19 protein-coding genes are annotated in these 17,152 nt (G+C 71.1%); 9 read left to right on the top strand and 10 right to left on the bottom strand.

Going from position 1 to position 17,152, the window contains the following annotated elements:
- Nucleotides 1-55: 55 nt before the first annotated feature.
- The 7 genes from AB0O21_RS34120 to AB0O21_RS34090 are packed head-to-tail and all read right to left on the bottom strand — an operon-like array spanning nucleotide 56 to nucleotide 8,623.
- Nucleotides 56-1,177 carry an NlpC/P60 family protein gene (locus AB0O21_RS34120; RefSeq protein WP_365177737.1) on the bottom strand — a complete coding sequence of 374 codons (1,122 nt, stop codon included), beginning with the start codon at nucleotides 1,175-1,177 and terminating at the stop codon, nucleotides 56-58.
- The gene (locus tag AB0O21_RS34115; RefSeq protein ID WP_365177735.1) at nucleotides 1,174-3,924 is read right to left on the bottom strand and encodes a hypothetical protein; all 2,751 of its coding nucleotides are present in this window, start codon (nucleotides 3,922-3,924) and stop codon (nucleotides 1,174-1,176) included. The genes AB0O21_RS34120 and AB0O21_RS34115 overlap by 4 nt, the downstream gene beginning before the upstream one ends.
- The gene (locus AB0O21_RS34110) at nucleotides 3,921-4,256 is read right to left on the bottom strand and encodes a hypothetical protein (protein ID WP_365177732.1); all 336 of its coding nucleotides are present in this window, start codon (nucleotides 4,254-4,256) and stop codon (nucleotides 3,921-3,923) included. The genes AB0O21_RS34115 and AB0O21_RS34110 overlap by 4 nt, the downstream gene beginning before the upstream one ends.
- The gene (locus AB0O21_RS34105) at nucleotides 4,253-6,832 is read right to left on the bottom strand and encodes an ATP-binding protein (RefSeq protein ID WP_365177729.1); all 2,580 of its coding nucleotides are present in this window, start codon (nucleotides 6,830-6,832) and stop codon (nucleotides 4,253-4,255) included. The genes AB0O21_RS34110 and AB0O21_RS34105 overlap by 4 nt, the downstream gene beginning before the upstream one ends.
- Entirely contained in the window at nucleotides 6,832-7,347 is a 516-nt protein-coding gene (locus AB0O21_RS34100; protein WP_365177727.1) for a hypothetical protein, read from the bottom strand. Before AB0O21_RS34100 ends, AB0O21_RS34105 begins: the two co-directional genes overlap by 1 nt.
- Complete coding sequence (locus AB0O21_RS34095; protein ID WP_365177724.1) at nucleotides 7,344-7,679, bottom strand: hypothetical protein; 336 nt, start codon at nucleotides 7,677-7,679, stop codon at nucleotides 7,344-7,346. The genes AB0O21_RS34100 and AB0O21_RS34095 overlap by 4 nt, the downstream gene beginning before the upstream one ends.
- Complete coding sequence (locus tag AB0O21_RS34090; protein ID WP_365177721.1) at nucleotides 7,676-8,623, bottom strand: hypothetical protein; 948 nt, start codon at nucleotides 8,621-8,623, stop codon at nucleotides 7,676-7,678. Before AB0O21_RS34090 ends, AB0O21_RS34095 begins: the two co-directional genes overlap by 4 nt.
- A gap of 409 nt (nucleotides 8,624-9,032) precedes the next feature.
- Here AB0O21_RS34090 and AB0O21_RS34085 point away from each other — a divergent pair, with 409 nt between their 5' ends.
- The 5 genes from AB0O21_RS34085 (at nucleotide 9,033) to AB0O21_RS34065 (ending at nucleotide 12,239) form a co-directional block, all read left to right on the top strand.
- On the top strand, nucleotides 9,033-9,317 hold the full coding sequence (locus AB0O21_RS34085) for a hypothetical protein (RefSeq protein ID WP_365177718.1): 285 nt from the start codon (nucleotides 9,033-9,035) through the stop codon (nucleotides 9,315-9,317).
- Nucleotides 9,314-9,703, top strand: a complete 390-nt coding sequence (locus AB0O21_RS34080; RefSeq protein ID WP_365177716.1) for a hypothetical protein — start codon at nucleotides 9,314-9,316, stop codon at nucleotides 9,701-9,703. Before AB0O21_RS34085 ends, AB0O21_RS34080 begins: the two co-directional genes overlap by 4 nt.
- 150 nt (nucleotides 9,704-9,853) lie before the next feature.
- The gene (locus AB0O21_RS34075) at nucleotides 9,854-10,120 is read left to right on the top strand and encodes a plasmid pRiA4b ORF-3 family protein (RefSeq protein ID WP_365177714.1); all 267 of its coding nucleotides are present in this window, start codon (nucleotides 9,854-9,856) and stop codon (nucleotides 10,118-10,120) included.
- A 10-nt stretch (nucleotides 10,121-10,130) separates the two neighbouring features.
- Nucleotides 10,131-10,931 (top strand): class I SAM-dependent methyltransferase, encoded by an 801-nt coding sequence (locus tag AB0O21_RS34070; RefSeq protein WP_365177711.1) that lies wholly within the window; start codon nucleotides 10,131-10,133, stop codon nucleotides 10,929-10,931.
- 462 nt (nucleotides 10,932-11,393) lie between these two features.
- Complete coding sequence (locus tag AB0O21_RS34065) at nucleotides 11,394-12,239, top strand: hypothetical protein (RefSeq protein ID WP_365177708.1); 846 nt, start codon at nucleotides 11,394-11,396, stop codon at nucleotides 12,237-12,239.
- Between the two features lie 79 nt (nucleotides 12,240-12,318).
- Here the strand turns inward: AB0O21_RS34065 and AB0O21_RS34060 are convergent, their stop codons facing one another.
- Nucleotides 12,319-13,419, bottom strand: coding sequence for a sporulation protein (locus AB0O21_RS34060; protein WP_365177705.1), 1,101 nt, complete (start codon nucleotides 13,417-13,419; stop codon nucleotides 12,319-12,321).
- Nucleotides 13,420-13,566: 147 nt separating this feature from the next.
- Here AB0O21_RS34060 and AB0O21_RS34055 point away from each other — a divergent pair, with 147 nt between their 5' ends.
- Entirely contained in the window at nucleotides 13,567-13,977 is a 411-nt protein-coding gene (locus tag AB0O21_RS34055; RefSeq protein ID WP_365177703.1) for a DegT/DnrJ/EryC1/StrS family aminotransferase, read from the top strand.
- On the top strand, nucleotides 13,892-14,701 hold the full coding sequence (locus AB0O21_RS34050; protein ID WP_365177789.1) for an NUDIX domain-containing protein: 810 nt from the start codon (nucleotides 13,892-13,894) through the stop codon (nucleotides 14,699-14,701). The genes AB0O21_RS34055 and AB0O21_RS34050 overlap by 86 nt, the downstream gene beginning before the upstream one ends.
- 1 nt (nucleotide 14,702) lies before the next feature.
- Here the strand turns inward: AB0O21_RS34050 and AB0O21_RS34045 are convergent, their stop codons facing one another.
- On the bottom strand, nucleotides 14,703-15,044 hold the full coding sequence (locus AB0O21_RS34045) for a hypothetical protein (protein WP_365177700.1): 342 nt from the start codon (nucleotides 15,042-15,044) through the stop codon (nucleotides 14,703-14,705).
- On the opposite strand from AB0O21_RS34045, the gene AB0O21_RS34040 reads away from it, so the two are divergent.
- The gene (locus AB0O21_RS34040; RefSeq protein WP_365177698.1) at nucleotides 15,031-15,279 is read left to right on the top strand and encodes a hypothetical protein; all 249 of its coding nucleotides are present in this window, start codon (nucleotides 15,031-15,033) and stop codon (nucleotides 15,277-15,279) included. The genes AB0O21_RS34045 and AB0O21_RS34040 overlap by 14 nt on opposite strands.
- Before the next feature lie 26 nt (nucleotides 15,280-15,305).
- On the opposite strand, the gene AB0O21_RS34035 is transcribed toward AB0O21_RS34040, so the two are convergent.
- Complete coding sequence (locus tag AB0O21_RS34035; protein WP_365177695.1) at nucleotides 15,306-16,679, bottom strand: transcriptional regulator; 1,374 nt, start codon at nucleotides 16,677-16,679, stop codon at nucleotides 15,306-15,308.
- Nucleotides 16,680-16,966: 287 nt separating this feature from the next.
- Here AB0O21_RS34035 and AB0O21_RS34030 point away from each other — a divergent pair, with 287 nt between their 5' ends.
- Nucleotides 16,967-17,134 (top strand): hypothetical protein, encoded by a 168-nt coding sequence (locus AB0O21_RS34030; protein WP_365177692.1) that lies wholly within the window; start codon nucleotides 16,967-16,969, stop codon nucleotides 17,132-17,134.
- Nucleotides 17,135-17,152: the final 18 nt, after the last annotated feature.

Raw genomic sequence — 17,152 nt, 5'->3', positions numbered from 1 at the left:
GTGCAGGCCAGGAGGGCGGAGGTGATGAGCAGCCGTCGCCCGTTGTCGGTGCTGCTCATAGGAAGCGTGCCCCTCCCGCGTAGTCGGGCAGTGCGGTGACGGGGTCGATGCGGACGGATTTTCCCGGCCGGGGAGCATTGATCATTTTTCCGTCGCCGAGGTAGATCCCGACGTGGTGGATGCTGGCGTCCGAGGTGGGGTTGTAGCCGAAGAAGACCAGGTCGCCGGGGGCGAGCGCGCCCACACCTGCGGAGGCCGGGATCCGCTGCCCCGCCCCCGCCTGAGCGGCAGCCGTACGGGGCAGGTTGATCCCGGCTTTCGCGTAGGCGTACAGGGTCAGGCCTGAGCAGTCGAAGCCGGTCACGGTGCGGCCGTCCTGCCCGCCGGGGGAGCAGCAGATCCCGGTGGAGGGGCCGCCCGCGTCCCCGCCGCCCCAGGAATACGGCAGCCCCTGCTGCGCCAGGGCCGCCTCGATTACGGTGCCTACGGTTCCCGAGGGCACTGGCGGGGTGCTGCCGAGTGAGTCGTAGCGGTCGATGCCGGACAGCACGTCATCGACGTATGCCCACGACCGGTTGTAGGTGTGGATCGCTGTGCGCAGCTGGTCGCGGTCGGTGAGGTCGCGGCCGTTGCCGCATAGGTAGACGGCGGCCGAGGCGGCGGCGTCGTCCGCGTTGTGGGGGGACACCTCGCCGTCGCCGTTGCCGTCCTTGCCATACGCGCGGAACGTTTCGGGCAGGAACTGGAATGGGCCGACCGCACGCTCGAACTCGGCGTCGCCGTCCCAGCGGCCGCCGTCGGTGTCCCGGATTGCGGTGGTGTTGCCGCCTGCTCCGGAACCGTCCAGACGTGGGCCGGTGATCGGCGGGGTGATGTCCCCGCCTGCGGAGACCTGACGGCCTGCGGCGTGGTCGGATTCCACGCGTGCGATCCCGGCGAGGACCTGCCAGCGCATCCCCGTGCATCCGGGGACGTGTGCGCTGATCTGGGAGGCTCCGGTGAGGTACGCGGTGAGCATCCGGGCGGGGATCCCGGCCGCGGCCGCATCGACGTTGCCGCCCGCGGATCCGCCGGCTCGGCTGCGGGCCGCCGCCGAGAGCAGCACGGGACCGGTGCAGCACACTGCTGCCACGAAGAGCAGCACCCCCAGGCACCCCAGCTTCTTCCACCGCTTCACTGCTCACCCCCGGGGTTGCGGCGGGCGGCGGCGCGGCGGGCGTTGATGACGGACAGCAGCCGGTCACGGTTCGCCTGTGCCTCAGCCTCTGTCTGCCGCGCAGGCGGCTGGACCGGGGCCGGCGCCGGGGCGGATGCGGGCCGTGCTTGGCCTTGGGGCTGCGAGCTGGCAGGAGCCGGTGCCGCAGTGCCACCGCGTGGTACCCGAACACGCGGCCCCGAGGCGCCCCTTGTACGTGCGGCAGGCGGCGCGGCCGCCGGGGTGGGCTGGTTCTGGCGGCTGACGGTGGTCCTCGGGCCGGGCCCGCGGGTGCCGTCCAAGGGGGCGGTGGCGATCGTGGCGGCGAGAGCGGTGTTGCGGATGGCACCCACCGGATCGTGGACCTGCCATGCGGTGGCCAGGACCTGCCCGGTGTGGTCGACCCCGTCGCGGACACTGCGGCCAGCCTGCGCCCAGGCGAAAGCGTCATCGCCGATGTGGTTGCCGATGACTCTGAGCTGTTGGCGGGCGTCCTGGGTGAACTCCGATCCGGTGGCACGGGCGTTGTGCAGGGTGCGGGGCAGGCCCAGGGTCGCGCCGTAGGCGATGCGTGCGGTGCGGGAAGCGATGCGGTAGCCGCGCAGCCGGGAGGCACGGGCGTGGATACGGGATCCCAGTAGGGGCCGGTCGGTGTCGGGGTCGTGGAGGACCTTGCCGCTCCACTTGTCCACCACCATCGCCCCATTGCCCGCGCCGTTCGGGCCCCGGCCACCGTTGCCCGCGTGGGCGTGGAGCTGGGCGGCCGCGGGGTGAGTGCCGGGCTTGGGGCCGACCAGGACGGCGTGGGCGCCGCGCAGGGCGATGGCCAGCGGGGCGATACCGCGCCGCCCCTCGGCTGCCGCGTCGCCGAGCAGCCGGCCCGGGGAGAAGGGCACCCCGGTGCCGTCGCTTAGCGCCGCCAGGCTGCCGAGAGAGCGCAGCCGCGCGCCGAATGCCCCGTGCGCGGCGGAGAATCCACCGCCCCCGCAGGTGCCGGCCCGGGCGGCGGGGCCGTGCATGGCGAGGGAGGCCCCGAACTCGGAGGAGTCTCCGCGTAGGTGGGTGCCGCCGATCTTCGCGAAGCGCATGCGGGTGGCTATGCGCCGGCCGATTCCGGATGTTCCGGCCAGGATCCGCCGGTGCATGATCAGGAATCCGATGGAGAGGGCGTCCACGAGTAGCAGCCGTTCCATCATCTGCTCGGGGCCGGCGTCGGCGAGCAGCGCGTCGACGGCGATTCCGAACAGGGGTAGTGCCATCGCGGCCACGAATGCCACCAGGGCGGAGACGACGAACACGCCCAGCCACCGCCACAGCAGCATCCGGGACGGGCCGGGCAGCATCGCCCACACCCACGCGACGGGACCGGCCGCGGCAGCCGCCGCGTCGGCGCCCTGCGCGCCGAGCATCACGACCGACATTGACACGATCATGAGCGCGACCACGAGCACCGCGACCAGCAGCGCCACCACCGACCACACCCGATCCCAGGATGCCTTTTCCGTATACGCGGCTGCCGACTGGCCGACGGGCCCGGCCTTCTTCAAGTCCGAGATCAGATGCGCGAACCTCTGGGCGGCCATGCTGCGGCTCGTGGCGACTGGGCAGAAGTGTTCCTTCGCGGGGCCCGGGACACGGCATTGGGAGGCGTCCGCTTCGCCAATCGCGGCTTCGCAGTCCTCCTTCAGAGGGCCCACGACGCCGTCGCAGTTGGAGGTGTCTGCGTGGCCGGTCTGGGATTCGCAGTACGTCTTTGACGGGCCGTCGAGCAGACGGCAGGGATCTTCCCCCTCCTGTGAGGGCTTCGCCGGCTTGTCCATAGCGGGGGCGTTGGCCCGGACCCATTTGCGGTGGGCCTTGTACGCCTCAGCCTCGGCGGGTTTTTTGGGGTCCAGTACGCGCCCGTACTGCAGGAGCATGTAGGGCTTGACGACCAGGGCGTCAGTGAGGGCGTTCTGGATCGGCGTGGTGACGGTTTTGGCCTCGGCCTGCTCGTTCACGCATGCCTCGTGGGCCGGACCGACCGCACTGTCGCAGGGCCGTCCGCCGCGGCCGGGTGTGTCGAAGTAGGAGGAGGTGGTGATGGACGCGACCTCGATCGCGGCCTGGTGGGTCTGGGCCAGCGGCCCGTCCTTGCCCAGCAGGTAGTCGGGGCGTACGAAGGCACTGGCGGCGAGCGCTGCGATGACCAGGGTCAGGGCGATCTCACCGAGCCCCTGTCCGACTTTGCCGCGGACGAAGGCGATGAGTCCGAAGACGAACGCCCATGCCAGCAGTAGTGCGGGCAGGCCCAGGGCGTCGACGACGTGCCGCTGGTAGGCGTCGGCGAGGTTCTGCGCCGGATCGGTGAGCAAGGTCAGGAGCGGGAACTTGAAAATGAAGCCGATCAGCCAGCAGCACAGACCGACCAGCAGCCGCACCAGGGTGAACAGCCCCCCGATGACGAGCCGCTGAACTTCCCCGACGGAGTCAAAGGGAAGCCCGGGGCTGACGGCGCTCGCGATCTGTTCGGCGACGGTGGGGGGAGCGACGCTGGTTTCCAGCTGGTAGCCACTGAGCGGCACACCTTCACGGGTGGGGATGTCCAGAGGTCCCAGCAGCCCTCCGCCCGGCCCCGATCCGTCGGCAGCCGCCGCGACCGTGGTGTTGGTGACCAGGAACACGACGGTGACCAGCGCTATGAACCCCGCCGATCGCAGCGTTCCGCGGTCGACCTGGATCCGCTTCACCGCGTGTGCCGTTCGGCGGTCAGGATCAGTCCCACGGCCCCGGCGATCGCAGCAGTGGAGAGCAGCAGCCAGCCGCGGCCGCCGGGGGCGGCAGGGACCACGCCGGCCGCAGCGGGGACGGCCACCCCCGCCGTGGCGGGATCGGCCGCCGCGGTTGGTGCAGTGCGGCGGCCGGTGCAGTAGCCGTGGGCCGGGCCGATGACCCGGTCACAGGCCCTCGCCCCAGCGATGGGGGTGGCCGGTGACTGGGGGTGGGCCCAGGCGGCGACGGTGCAGGTGAGCAGGAGCAGGGCGAGGGCGCTGGTGAGGATCAGCCGAAGGCGTGTGTTCATTGTGGGGTCCCCCCGTGGGCCGCTGTGGCATGGGAGCGGCCGGGTGTCGTGAAGATCGATTTCTTGAGTCGGGCGACGGGCGGGACGACGATCTTGATCCGGCCGACCTGCATGCGCGGATCGCGCAGGAGCATCTCGCCCTCGCGGCCTGCCTGGCCGACGGGAGACAGGCCGGTGGTCACCAGCCGCAGCAGGTCCTCGTCCTCGCTGTCCAGGCCGAGGAAGCGCAAGGCCCTGGCCGCGCGGGCGCTGTCGGTGGTGCGGGCCAGGAACCGGTAAGCGATCAGCCCGGCGTCCTTGCCGAGTTCTTCCTCGTCGTGGGCGCCGAGGAAGACGCCGGCGCCGTGTTTGCGGCCGTCGTGGAGGATCTCGTGGACCAGCGCGGATCCTTCGGCGGAGGAGGTGAGCCAGTAGCACTCGTCCATGGCGACAAGGCAGAACCGCGAGGGTTCAGTGAACGCCGCCTGCCGGGCGATCGCCGCAACCAGATACAGCACGGCCCGGCCGATCAGTGCTTCCAGGGGCTGCTGGCGCAGCACCTCGACGTCGGCGAACGCCTCCCTGGGCGGGAGCGTCAGCCCAGCCGTGGTGACGACCACCATGTCGGCGCCCAGATCGGCGTCCAGGGTCAACGGGGGCAGATCCGGGTCGAACACCATCGCGGCCAACGGGTTGGTAGCGACAATGCGCAGCAGGTCGGCCATGGTCGCCGCGGCGTCCGCGCGGCTGCCCTCACCCGAGGCCAGGGCCATAAGGACGTCCAGGACCTTGCCCATGGACGGTGCGGGCCCGTCGGCGACCTCGGTCACGGCGTGGTGCAGGACGGCGCCGGCGGCGCTCATCGCCCCGACCCCCAGCTGCAGGGTCAGGTAGGACAGGGCGTAGTGGGCACCGACCGGCCCCTTGAACGCGCGCAGGGGGTCGATGGAGATCCGGGCCTCGGCTGCGTCGATGACCTGGCACCGGTCACCGGCTGCGGATTGGGCGAACGCGGCCCATTCGCGGATCGGGGTCCGGTCGATGACGATGGCCCGCCCGCCCCGGTCGACGACCGCGGCGGTGATGTGCTTCTCCAGCACGCTCTTGCCGCTGCCCAGGTCCCCGATGACCGCGCTGGAGGCGGACGCGTTGACCTGCGGGGCGTCGGCCGGATTGAGAAGGACTGGGCGGATGGTGCCGCTGTCCAGGTCGTGGCCGATCATCATCCCCGCCGGGTCCCCGACCCTCGACAGGGTCAGTGCGCCGGCCGTGGCCCAGTCCTCCGACAGCTGATGCTGCGTGAACTGGTTCAGCTTCGCCGGCCGTACGGAGCCGGGGAGGGAGAGAGCGAACAGTTCCTCCTGCATCCCCACCGGCCGCACCGCCCGGTAGTCCGCCCCCGAAAGAGCAGCCGACAGTTCCCGCGCTCGCGCATCGCAGGTCACCGGATCGGACGCCCACACGGTCAGGACGGTGACCGACTGGACCTCGACCTCCACCGACGTCCGCGCCATCCGGGCGTCCTGCTCGGCCAGGTCCCCTGCGGCATCGGACAGCGAGTGCGGCATCCCGGTCGGCTGCGCACCGTACTGGCCGGCCTGGTCGAGCAGCTCGCGCTTCTTGCGCTGGACCTGTGCGCGGGCCTTCTTCGCCGAGACCACCCGCAGGTCCACCGCGATATCGACGGGGAAGGGCATTCCTTCCAGCTGGGCCAGGACGTCCGCGTGCGCCACCGACACCGCCGGCGGGAGCTCGGCCAGCACCAGGTGAGCCTGATAGCCGGTCCCGGCGTCGGTCTCGACCTGCAGCCACCTGCGGCCGACCGGCGAGGCGGTCGCCGCGGTGCGCCACCACCCGCCCGCCCCTGCCCACCGAGCCTTCGCGGCGTTCGTCTCCTCTTTCCGGGGCTGACCGCCCTCCGAGAGGCGTACCTGTCCCAGGTCGGTGTAGGAGGGGGAGGACAGCTGCCCGTCCTGGATGCGGCTGCCGTACAGGGGGCTGTGCTCGGCGTCGGACGCCAACGGCTCCTCCAGCCCGCGGTGCAGGGCGTGCTGGACCAGCCACACGATCTCCGCCGGGGACGCCGGGCGCAGACCCAGACCGCCACCGAGCGAGGCCTGCAGCCGCTCGGCGTCTTCCTGCGCCGCACGAACGTCGGCCTCGGGCACCGCCACCGGAGGGATGCCCAGGGCAGCAGAAAGTTCCGCATAGGCAGCCCCGAACGCAGCGGCCGTGGCACCGGCCTTGCCCGGCAGGGGCACGGCCAGCCACAGGGTCCGCTCGTGCATCTCCTGCCCGGTCAGCAGGTCCACCGTGGCCGCGCACGTCTCCGCCCACGCGGGCATCCGCTCCCAGGCCAGTCCCTCGACCATCCGCTCGGCGACCTCCCCCGGATCCGTGCGCGCGGCCAGCGCGAAAATCCGAGGCTCCAGCGAGGGCATGGACCGGACGAACGAGGCGATACGCCCGAGGAGTTCATCGCGGACCCGGGCGGGCTGGTAGCCCCCGGCCAACGGGGCCACCCGCCACACCGCCCACACGGCGCCGGACGTCGCCCACAGCAGATGACCGGCAATGTGCCGGAACGGAACCCGCATCACGCAGCCCTCCGTCCGGCATCAGCGGCCTGGTCCAGCAGCCGCGACAGCCCCGACCCCGCCACCACACCCCGCCCGGCTACGAACTCGTCCGCCCCCGCCCCCGCCGAACGCGCCACCACGCCCGCAGGCAGGACGGCTTGCTGGATGACGAACTGGCCGACGAGAAGGGACGAACGCCGATCCCGGGCGACGTGGCCGGCGATCCGACCGGCCGGGTGCCGAAGCAACAGCACAACCATCCCCGCTGCCGCGGTGAACGGGTTCTGCCCGGCGATCTGCGCACCGCGCACCCCCCACACCGCACCCAGCCACAACACGACCGGCACCGGCCCCGCCCACGACCACCAGCCGAAGGACTTGATCAGCCCGAACGCGCCACCGCCCAGAACCACCAGCTGCGCCGGGGTGTACGGGCCGAACGGCACCACCCAGTCCCCGAGCTTGCCCAGCACCCACGGGTGGCGGCGCGCACCGGTGTAGGAGCGCGCGGCACGCGGGGATGCGGCGCTCACGCGGTATCACCCGGCGTCGGTCCACCACTGGTCTTGTGGCCGGGGTCGATGACGACGGTGTGGACGCCCGCGCCGGTGGCCGGGTTCTTGATCTCGTCGGTGACCTTCCCCGACATGGATTCCCGGGCGTTGTAGATGCCGAGTGCGATCACCATCGCGAGCAGGGCACCGAGCGCGGCCTTGAAGGAGAACGAGCGGGCGATGGCCGCAAGTACGAGGACGACGAGCGCGACCTTGAGACCGTTGTCGGCCCAGCCCCCAACGGTGCTCAGCAGCCCGTCGCCCAGAGCATCCAGCTGTCCCGCCAGCAGCACGGAGGAAGCGGTGGTCATCGGACACCACCCGTCGTGGCCGTGGCCGTGGACGTGGCCGGAGTCGGGGTGCCTGTGGGCGGTCCGGTGATCCCGGCCTCGAGCTGGCTGATCTCCCACCGTCCGGCCCGCGCGGTGACCTCCATCCGGTAGAGCAGGGGCAAGCTGCCGCCCTGAGCGTCCTGACCGGTCACCCGGATCCGGGCCCGCGCCGCCGTTCCGTCCGCAGGAACCCCCGGACCGAGAGCCTTCTCGGTGTCCGCGGCGACATCGTCGACCTCCACCCGCGTGTACGGCGGCGACTTCGGCGCCGCCACGCTCAACCCCGGGGACAGATAGCGGTCCAGGCCCGCACCCTGCCCGCCACCCAGGTACGTACGGACAAACTCGCCCAACGTCGTCCCCAGCGCCGAGTCGGCAGGGACACGATGAGTGACCTCTTCGGCGGGCGACATCGGCGCCTCCGGCACGGCAACCTCAGCCGGCGCCCCAACCACCCTCACCAGACCACTGTCGGGACCACGAGTCCCGGACACCGCGAAGTACCGCACCGGCGACCCCGCCATGCCCGGCCCGCTCGCAGCCGGTGAGGGGTCGCTCCGGTCACGAAGGACCGCCACCATCACCGTCCACGCACCGCCCGCCTCGTCGGACATGCGCACGGCCACCACCCGCGCCGGCGCCGGGACGGCATCACTGCTGCGCGGCCGCTTCGGGAGGTCCACCCCGGGGGCAAGAGACCGCAGAGCGGTGGTGGTGGGGCTGTCCGGGGCGGCGGCATCGGCACGCAGCCACAGGTCGACGAACAGCTCCGCGAAACCCCGCGGGTCAGCCGGCAGCCGCACCGCCTCGCTCGCGCGGGGCGTGGGCACGGCCTGCGCCACCGTGGTCCGCGGCATGGCGACCGCGGCCGCCAGGGCAAGGGGGCCGGCCGCGAGCGCGGCCCAGACACCCAGCCGCGCCATACGCGGACCACGGGAGGCCGGCCGTCCGGCCGGGACAGTCTCGGGTCGGTGCGTCCGCAGCGACCGGGCAGTCGTCGGCGCGGCCGTCGCGGCTGTACGGCGGCGTGGGGGAGAAGCGGGAGTCATGGTGACGCCTTCCGTGCGGGGCTGATTGCTCTGCCCCACGAAACGGCGGCGACCTCACCGGCCTGATCACCACAACCACCCCGACGGCGTCACGGGTGGACAACACCCGACGTGGTGAGTCACCAGTGACTCACCACAACCTCCCCACCACAGGTCACCGCCCTCCTTCCCGTCACCCGGTGACCTCACCGGTGAGTGACACGCCCTGCTCACCGGCCCCCGGTGAGCTCACCGGGGAAGGCGAAGGCCTGACAGGCTGGTATGACATCGGTATGGTGCCGGTATGGCGAAGAAGAAGCTCACGATCACGATCGATACCGACAAGGTGGCCGCGATCGAGAAGTTCCTGCAGTCCAGCCCGGCTGGGTCGGTGTCCGCGTGGATCGAGGACGCGGTGTCCGCCAAACTGGACCAGGCCGAGCGCGCCGACCGAGCGGTCCGCTGGCTTGTCGACCGCGCCCGCGAAGAACAGCAGCCCGGCGAGTGGGAGAAGGCCCTGGCCGCTGTCGAGGCAGCCGACCGCCGTCACGGCTTCACCGGCCCGGAGCAGGAGCAGAGCGCCGCGTGAGCACTGGCTACATCCTCGACCACACGGCGATCGCGGCGCTCGCCCACGGCGACATGTATATGGCCGCGCGCGTCTTCCGCTCGGTCCAGCAGGTCCAGCCCCTGTACGTGCCAGCCGTCGCCTTCGCGGAAGGGCTCACCTCCGTCGTGCAGCCGGAAGTCGCGCAGATGCTGCAGGACGCCCTGTCAGCCCCGTGCTTCGTCTTCCGGGCCCTCGACGAACCGGGCTGCTGGGCCGTCGCCCAGCTAGCCCGCGAACGCGCCGCCGACCTGCCCACTGCTCACGCAGCACACCTCTCGCTCGGCTCCGGACTGCCCGTCCTCACCCGCCAGGCTGGCGCCTACAAGCAGATCGACGACCGGATCGTCACCGAAGAGATCGGATAGGGCCCGCGCCGCCCCGATGGCAAGGCCCACGCACCGCACGCGGCCGTGCATTGGATTCCCGCAGGTGCGACTCGTAGTCAGGGGACGTTTCGGACCGCCGAGCCAGGGCGAACACGCGAAGAGGAGCTCGCCGCAGGACATCACATCGAGGTGGAGAAGGTCCTGTCTACCACGCCAGGTACCACCTACCCGCGCTGCCTGACCGGCCGTCGAGCCTGCCCACCCGAGGACTGCGGCGACCCTTGCGGCTACGCGGACTTCCTCGCCGCGATCACCGACCCCCAGCACGAGCAGCACGAAGAACTCCTCGACTGGATCGGCGGCACCTTCGATCCCGACCACCTTGACATCGACGCCAGCAACAAGCACCTCACCGCCCGAGAGCCATCGGCGGAACTTGTGCGGTGCAGCAACTAGGGTACGGCGCATGAGCCAGACTCCCCTCGACCCCGTCGCGCACAACCGCCTCGCCTGGGACCGCGAGGTGGAGGAGGGCAACGAGTGGTCATGCCCGGTCGGCCCCGAGGTGATCGCGAAGGCGCGGGCCGGCCAGTGGTCCATCGTCCTGATCGGGTACGAGCCGGTCGACCCGACCTGGTTCCCGCCGGAGATCGCCGGTCGCGACGTGCTCTGCCTCGCCTCCGGCGGCGGGCAGCAGGGTCCGGTGCTGGCCGCGGCCGGCGCGCGGGTGACCGTCTTCGACAACTCACCCCGCCAGCTGGCGCAGGACGAGATGGTCGCGGCACGGGAGGGGCTCGACCTACGCACCGTGCTCGGCGACGCGCGCGACCTGAGCCCGTTCCCGGACGCCTCGTTCGACCTTGTCGTCCACCCGGTCTCCAACCTGTTCATCCCGGAGCTGGCGCCGGTCTGGCGCGAGTGCCACCGCGTGCTGCGCCCCGGCGGGACGCTGCTGTCCGGCTTCCTCAACCCGGACGTCTACCTCTTCGACGCCGAGTCCTTGGAGGCGCGCGGCGAGCTGGTGGTGCGCCACCGCCTGCCCTACAGCGACCTCACCCACATGGAGCCCGCCGAGCGGGAACGGCTGTGGGGCCTCGACGCGCCGGTGGAGTACAGCCACACGCTCACCGAGCAGCTCGGCGGGCAGATCGCGGCGGGCTTCGTCATCACCGGCTTCGCCGAGGCGCCGCACCACTCGGAGGCCACCGCCGGCTGGCTCTCCGGCTACTTCGCCACGAAAGCGGTCAAGGCTGGCGCCGGTCACTGACCCTCCACCGGCCGGGCCAGGTCAGCAGTGAGGCCAGCGGGCGGCTGGGTCAGGTGGGCAACGACCCTGCTGATACACAAACCGGGAACACCCCGGCCTCGGCAACCCCGCGTCGCTCATCGTGCTGGCAACCGTGGGGCACCCGCACCACGCATGACCGCCTCGACATCGACGCCATCAACTTGCCGGCCCTCCAGGAGCTGGCCCGTGACAAGCACACCCGCCGGCGAATCAGCCTGTACCTCGGAGACCGGGACGTCCCCGACCCGTTCGGGAAGGCCCCGCAGGCGTTCACCGAGGTCGTCGAACTCGTCGAGCGCCGTCCGGGGGCCAGGTGTCCGCAAATGGTCCCGTCGGCGCCGGGGGCCTTGGTGTACTGGACTGTCGGAGTGGAGCGAGGCAGGAGGGCAGCATGGCCTTGTACGCCGCAGGTTCCGCCGCTGAAGTCGAAGGCTTTACGTGGTGTGGCGCATCAACGTCGACGACCCCGAAATGCTCGTTGCCTCCTCGTTCGAGTCTTCCGGCGAGAGGCCGGACTTGGCGGGACGTACACGGCAGCCGATGACGGAGCTCGCTGCCTCGATGGGCTGTGTGTACGAGGGCTGCGTCGATGACGACTGCTCCGAGGACGACGTCCCGTACTACGCCTGGTGGGTCCGTGTGCCGGCGGCCGAGCAGACTTGCCGCGGTGCCAACGGGCTCCTGGTAGCTGTGGACAGGCTGCACCGCTACCTGACTGCGGGCCTGCCCTATCTCCCGCACTGGGAGATCCTCCCCGATCGCGAGCGGACCGTCGACCACGCCGCCAGCAGCGCCGTGCGGGACGCTTACGACGACTTGATCGCCCCGTTCGAGCGCGCCTTGCTGCCCCTGCGCCGGAACGGGGCCGAGCAACTCGAGCCGCGGGTGAAGGTGTGGACAGGGGAGAAGGACCTGCTGATCGGCACGTTCGACCTGTGGTTGTCCGACGATCCGGACCGCCCACACACATGGCTCGTTGCCAGCGCCGGGCTGTGGACCGAGTCTCACCTCTTCGAAGGGAAGCCAGCAGCGGGCATTGGCCGCTTTGGCTTTGCTCCGCACCACCCGCTGCTTCTCCTGACGCGGCCGCCCGGCCCGGAGACGTTCACCGCCTGCGTGGAGTCGGGGTCCTTGCCTGGGACGAGTACGTCCAGGGCCTCGGCCGCCGACGCGCTCGGCACAGCACACCAGTGGACCGCGAACGACCCAGCCGTCCTGGCCAGGCGGGTCGCCCGCGACATGAGGCGCCTGTGGCCGCACTTCACCCGCCCGGTTCGAAAGCGCTGATGACGGTCTCTTCGCGTACGCATCAGCGGGGCGAATGGCTTGCCGCTGACAAGGGACATGCGTGGCGTGTTGAGCCAGGTCAGGCTGCGGCGGGCAGCTCGGTGCGGGTGCGGTGGATGAGGTCGGCGACTTCGGGGTGGTTCTTCCACGGGTTGAGGGCTCGGGTGACGTCGTGGAGGTAGCTGTGGGCGCGGCTGGAGTGGACGTTGGTGAGGATGCCGAGTGAGGTGCGCGCGGCGGTGAGGCCGGGTTCGAGTTCGCGGGCCTGGAGGTGGCTGGCGGCGAGGACGGCCATGCGGATGCCAGTGGCGCGGGTGAAGCGGTCCGCGGGCATGGGCTCGGCGAGCTCGTTCCACGCGAACGCCCCCTTGGGGTCGGCGAGGTCGCGGTGTATTTCTGTCGCGTCTGCGGCGAGCCGGGCGTGGGTCATGTAGGCCATTTGTTCGGGGTCGTGGCTGCCGGGGCGGATGGAGTCCAGCAGTTCCTGGGACCGGCCGAGCGCGGCTTTGGCGGCCCGGGCGTTTCCGGTACGGCCGTGGGCTCGGGCTTCGGCCAGTTTGGCGAAGGCCAGTACCCGGGGTGCGGCATGCCCGCGGCCGCGTTCGTAGGCCCCTTCGGCCATATCGGCCGCCTCCTGCGGGTGACCGCGCAGGAAGGCTTGCAGGGCCATGGTCGCCAGAACGTAGCAGCCGGTTTCCACGTCGCCGGCGGCCCGGGCCAGGCGCAGGGCCTGCACGAAGTGGCGCTGGGCGATGTCGTGACGGCCGGTGTCGACCGCTGACCATCCCACGACCCGGGACAGTTCGGCGGTCGCCGCGAACAGCTCGCGCCCCACGGCCTGGGTGTAGGTGCCGGTCAGCAGCGGCGCGGCGTTCAGGCGGAGGCATTCGGTGACGGAGCTGGCCTTCCAGTTCCCGCCGCCGAAGCGGGAGTCCCACAGGCGGGCTTCGTCGGCTGCCTTCCACAGCTCGGCGAGGTCGCTGCGGCCGACCCGGCGGCCGCCTTCGTGAGCGATGGGGGCATCGGCGGGCTTGGCCAGCCAGCGGGTGACCGGGGTGGCGAACGCGGCGATGGCGAAGCCGTTGCTGATGACCTGGCGGCGGGTGCGGTCCACGGTTCTCCAGTAGGTGGCGGCGACGCGGACGGCGTCGACGGGGTCGCGGGCGAAACCCAACCCCATATCAGGGTTTCCGCCGCACCTGCTATACATGCCGATCTCGTCCACGCTCACGGGCCTGCCGAGACGTTCGCCCAGCACAGCGGCCACGAACTCGGGCACACGGCCGCGCGGGATCATTCCGAGATTCACCCATCTGGCGACGCTGGTGTGCTCATACCGCAGTGGTACGCCCGCCGCGGCCCCGATCCGGTTGACCTGGGCGGCCAGGGACTTGTTGCTCGCGGGCCGTCATGCCCGTGCTCTACGGCGGCCCGGCCATCGACCTCACCGACGCCGGGCCCCCCGCTCACCGAACGGGTCATCACGGTCATCGAGGACGCCGCCCACGCCTTCGGCTCCCACGCCGGTGACCGACGCGTCGGCGCCACCGGGCAGCTGACCGGGTTCAGCCTCGGCCCCATCGAGGACTGGGTCCGGCCGACAGATGAAGCCGCGCAACGCGGTGCACGAGAACCGTGTTGCACGGGCCACGATGGTGCCTCTTGGGACACGGGGAAGTCCGGCCTTTCAGACCCCTACGATGAGTCGGGTGACCAAGACACCGCCTTCGGGCGTTGAACTGTTCGACGTTCACCACCTTCGTCTGGCAGAGGGTGAAGCGCCTGAGCTTCCCCCGGAGCACGTAGCGGCGCGGGATCGTGTGTGGGACACGGCAGTCCGGGCCAACCCGACCTTGTTTGACGGGCCGGTGGTGGCGTGCGCGGAACTCCGGTGGGAGGCCCCGCACACGCTGTTTCTGCGCTGGGCTCCGGTGACGTACCGCCACTATGCTCTGCGCCGGGTTCCCGGCGCTGCGTCGTTGCCGTCGTTGTTCGTGAACGCCGTCCAGCCGACGGACGAGGGCCGGGTCCTCGTGGTGAGGATGTCGCCCTCGACCGCGGCCCCCGGGCGGTGGCAGCTGCCAGGCGGGTCCGTGGAACCCCCCGGGGGCGGCGAGGTTCTGGATGAGGCCGCTCTGCGCGGCCAGGCCGCGCGCGAACTGGCCGAGGAGACCGGGGTTGACGTCAAGCCGGACGAGCTGCGGCTGTGGACGGTGACCCGTGGAGAGAACAGCAGCATCGGGCTGACCTACCTCGCTCCCGCCCGGCCGGAGGCGGAGCTGCGCGAACGATTCGCTGCTGTGGTGGCGGCGGAGCTCGCGGAGGGCCGCGAGCCCGAACTCGACGAACTCGCGCTCGTGCGCTCCCCGGATCAGCTGGCCGACCTGGCAGGACCCCACGTGGACTACCTGGAGCCGATCATCCGCCGGTACGCCCAGGCCCCGCTCCAGCCCGGCGCCTGACTCAGGCGCTCGCGAGGAAGTCGCGGCCCCGTTCGTCGAGCTCGGCCGCGCAGCGCAGGCCGCGGGCCCGGAAGCGTGCCAGGTCGCTGCGCATGCGGCTGACGGCCTTGCGGGTGCGGACGGAGCGGACTCCGTCCATGTGGTCGATCGCCCGGTGCCACGTGGCGCACGCCTGCTCGATGCTGCCGCGCTTGAGGTGCATCTCGGCGCCGGCGACTAGGTCCAGCGCGACGATCCGCGCGTAGGTTCCGGCGGGGCGGGCGGTGGCGGCGAGAGCGTACTGCTCGGCGGCGGCCCGGTGGTCGCCCAGGGTCTCGTGGACCTTGGCGGTGCGGGAGTACACCGACGCGGCCGGCGGGCCCCATGCCAGCGCCCAGAACGGCACTTCGTCACCGGGGGCCGAGTACTTCGAGCCCCTCGCGGTGATCGTGGCGGCGGAGATCAGGAAACTCGCAGACGACGGCGGCACGATCTGGAAGAGCCCGCACCAGTGGCGTGACACCCTCTCGGCGGACGACTGGACAGCCGTTGTGGAGGGCCTGCAGGGAGCGGCCCGCGCCCTGGTGATGGCTAACTGAGAGCCCACACCACGGCGCATAGGACATCAGGCGGTTTCGTTGAGGAAGTTCTTCACGACCGGTATGGCGCGGTGCTTGGTGAGTTCGGAGCGCAGACCGGTCAAGGTCTCGCTGCCCCGCGCGGAGCTGACACCGCCCATCAGGTCGACGGATCGTTGCGCCGTCTCCACGGCACCGTCCAAGTCTCCGAGCGCAAGGTACGCCTCGGCCTCCCGCGCGAGATAGATCGCTGTGCCGCGCGGTTCCTTCTCCGGGTCGTACGGATCGTGGTGGGTCGCGGCCGCCGAGAAGTACGTCAAGGCCCGCTGCGGGTCACCGAGGCGGAGCGCGGTCGACGCAGCAGCCTGGAACACCTCGCCCGTGTTGACCCAGTACATCGACTGCAGGTCCTCGCCCGGCGGGATACCCCGGTCGTACGCGGCGAGTGCGTGGTCGATCGCCCGGTACGCGGCCGTGGGCTCCTGAGCGATCGAATAGGCGCGGGCCTGGCGGATGTGGAGCATCGTCAGCACCCGGGGCGAGGCGATGTTCGCACGGTGGGCGAGGGCTCCGTCGATGAGATCGAGTGCCCCGCGGGGGTCGGGCCGGCTGTTGGAGTACCGGACGTTGGCCCAGAAGGCGAGCGCGGTTGCTCCGGCCGTACGGTCTCCGGATCCGGCGGCGGCCCGCAGAGCGGTCGCGAAGTGCTTCTCTGCGGCGGCGCTCTGGCCGCTGTCGAACGCGCACCAGCCGGCCAGCCGGGAGGCCTCCGCCGCGCAGGCGTGGAGGCGTTGGCCCGTTTCCTCGCTGTAGGCCGCCTCCCGCAGCAGCCGGGTGATGAGACGACTCTCGGCGCGCGCGGCATCGTAGACGTGGTCACTGCCGAGATCGTCATCGAGGTGGCGGAGCTCGGTGAGCCGATTGTCGAACCGGTCGGCGACGGCGGCGCCGATCTGGCGGCCACCGGATGAGAATGCGGGGGCGGATTCAGCGGTGGCCCACTGGGCAAGGACCGCTGCGACTGTGGCGGTCGTGGCGATCAGAAATCGGCGTCGGTCCTGCTCCACGAGTCCTCCGGCGGCGTCGAGTGCTTGAATGGTTCCCGCCGGAGTCCAGGGCGATTCCCAGATAGTGGTGTCGTCTTTCAGAGCAAGCAGAAGCCAGTACGGCCAGGGGCGGGCGTAGACCTCGCGGCTGTCTATGTCGAGGACGTCGGCCATCGCCAGCTGGGTCGGAATATTCGGGGTCTGAGGACTTTCCGGCCGGGTCCAGCGGCTGATCTTCTCCTTGCGGACCGCCATGGCCCCGTACCCAAGATCCTTGTGCCTGGCAGCGACGCGGCGCAGGCAGTACTCGTTCGTCCATCCGCGCACGGTCAGCACCTGGTTGAGCGGGTGCCGGTCTTCCAAGATCGCGCTCACGCTCAACCTCCCGGGATGGGATACGGAGAGCCCAGTCTGCGCGACAGAAGGGCGGCGGGGAACGCGTTTCGGGAGTAAGGCAACCGGAGCAACTGGTGGCAACCCAGAGCAACTTGAAGCATCTTCCCGGCGGCGGCGATGCGCGCTGTGATGTGTCTCAGCCCGGCAGCACAGCGCCGAGTGCGAAACGGAGGGGCGACGTTCAACCTCCGTTCGAGGCCGATGGTCAGTGCGTCACACCGGCCTTGGAAGACCTGATCCGACAGCCCTACTCGAAGGAGACCGTCATGGAGAACACCAGCGTCCAGACCGCCCAGACCGCCCCGGCCCCGGCCCCGGCCGTTTCCACGGCCTTCACCACCCCCGAGGTCGCCGACCTCGGCGCGGTCGTCGAGGTCACCCTCGGCAGCGGCGGCTTCAACAACCCCGACCACACCATGTACTTCCAGGGCTGACCGCTCCGGCGCCGTTCG

It is taken from the genome of Streptomyces sp. NPDC091371 (assembly GCF_040684275.1).
Taxonomy (GTDB): domain Bacteria; phylum Actinomycetota; class Actinomycetes; order Streptomycetales; family Streptomycetaceae; genus Streptomyces.
This window is presented reverse-complemented; position numbering and strand designations above follow the sequence as displayed.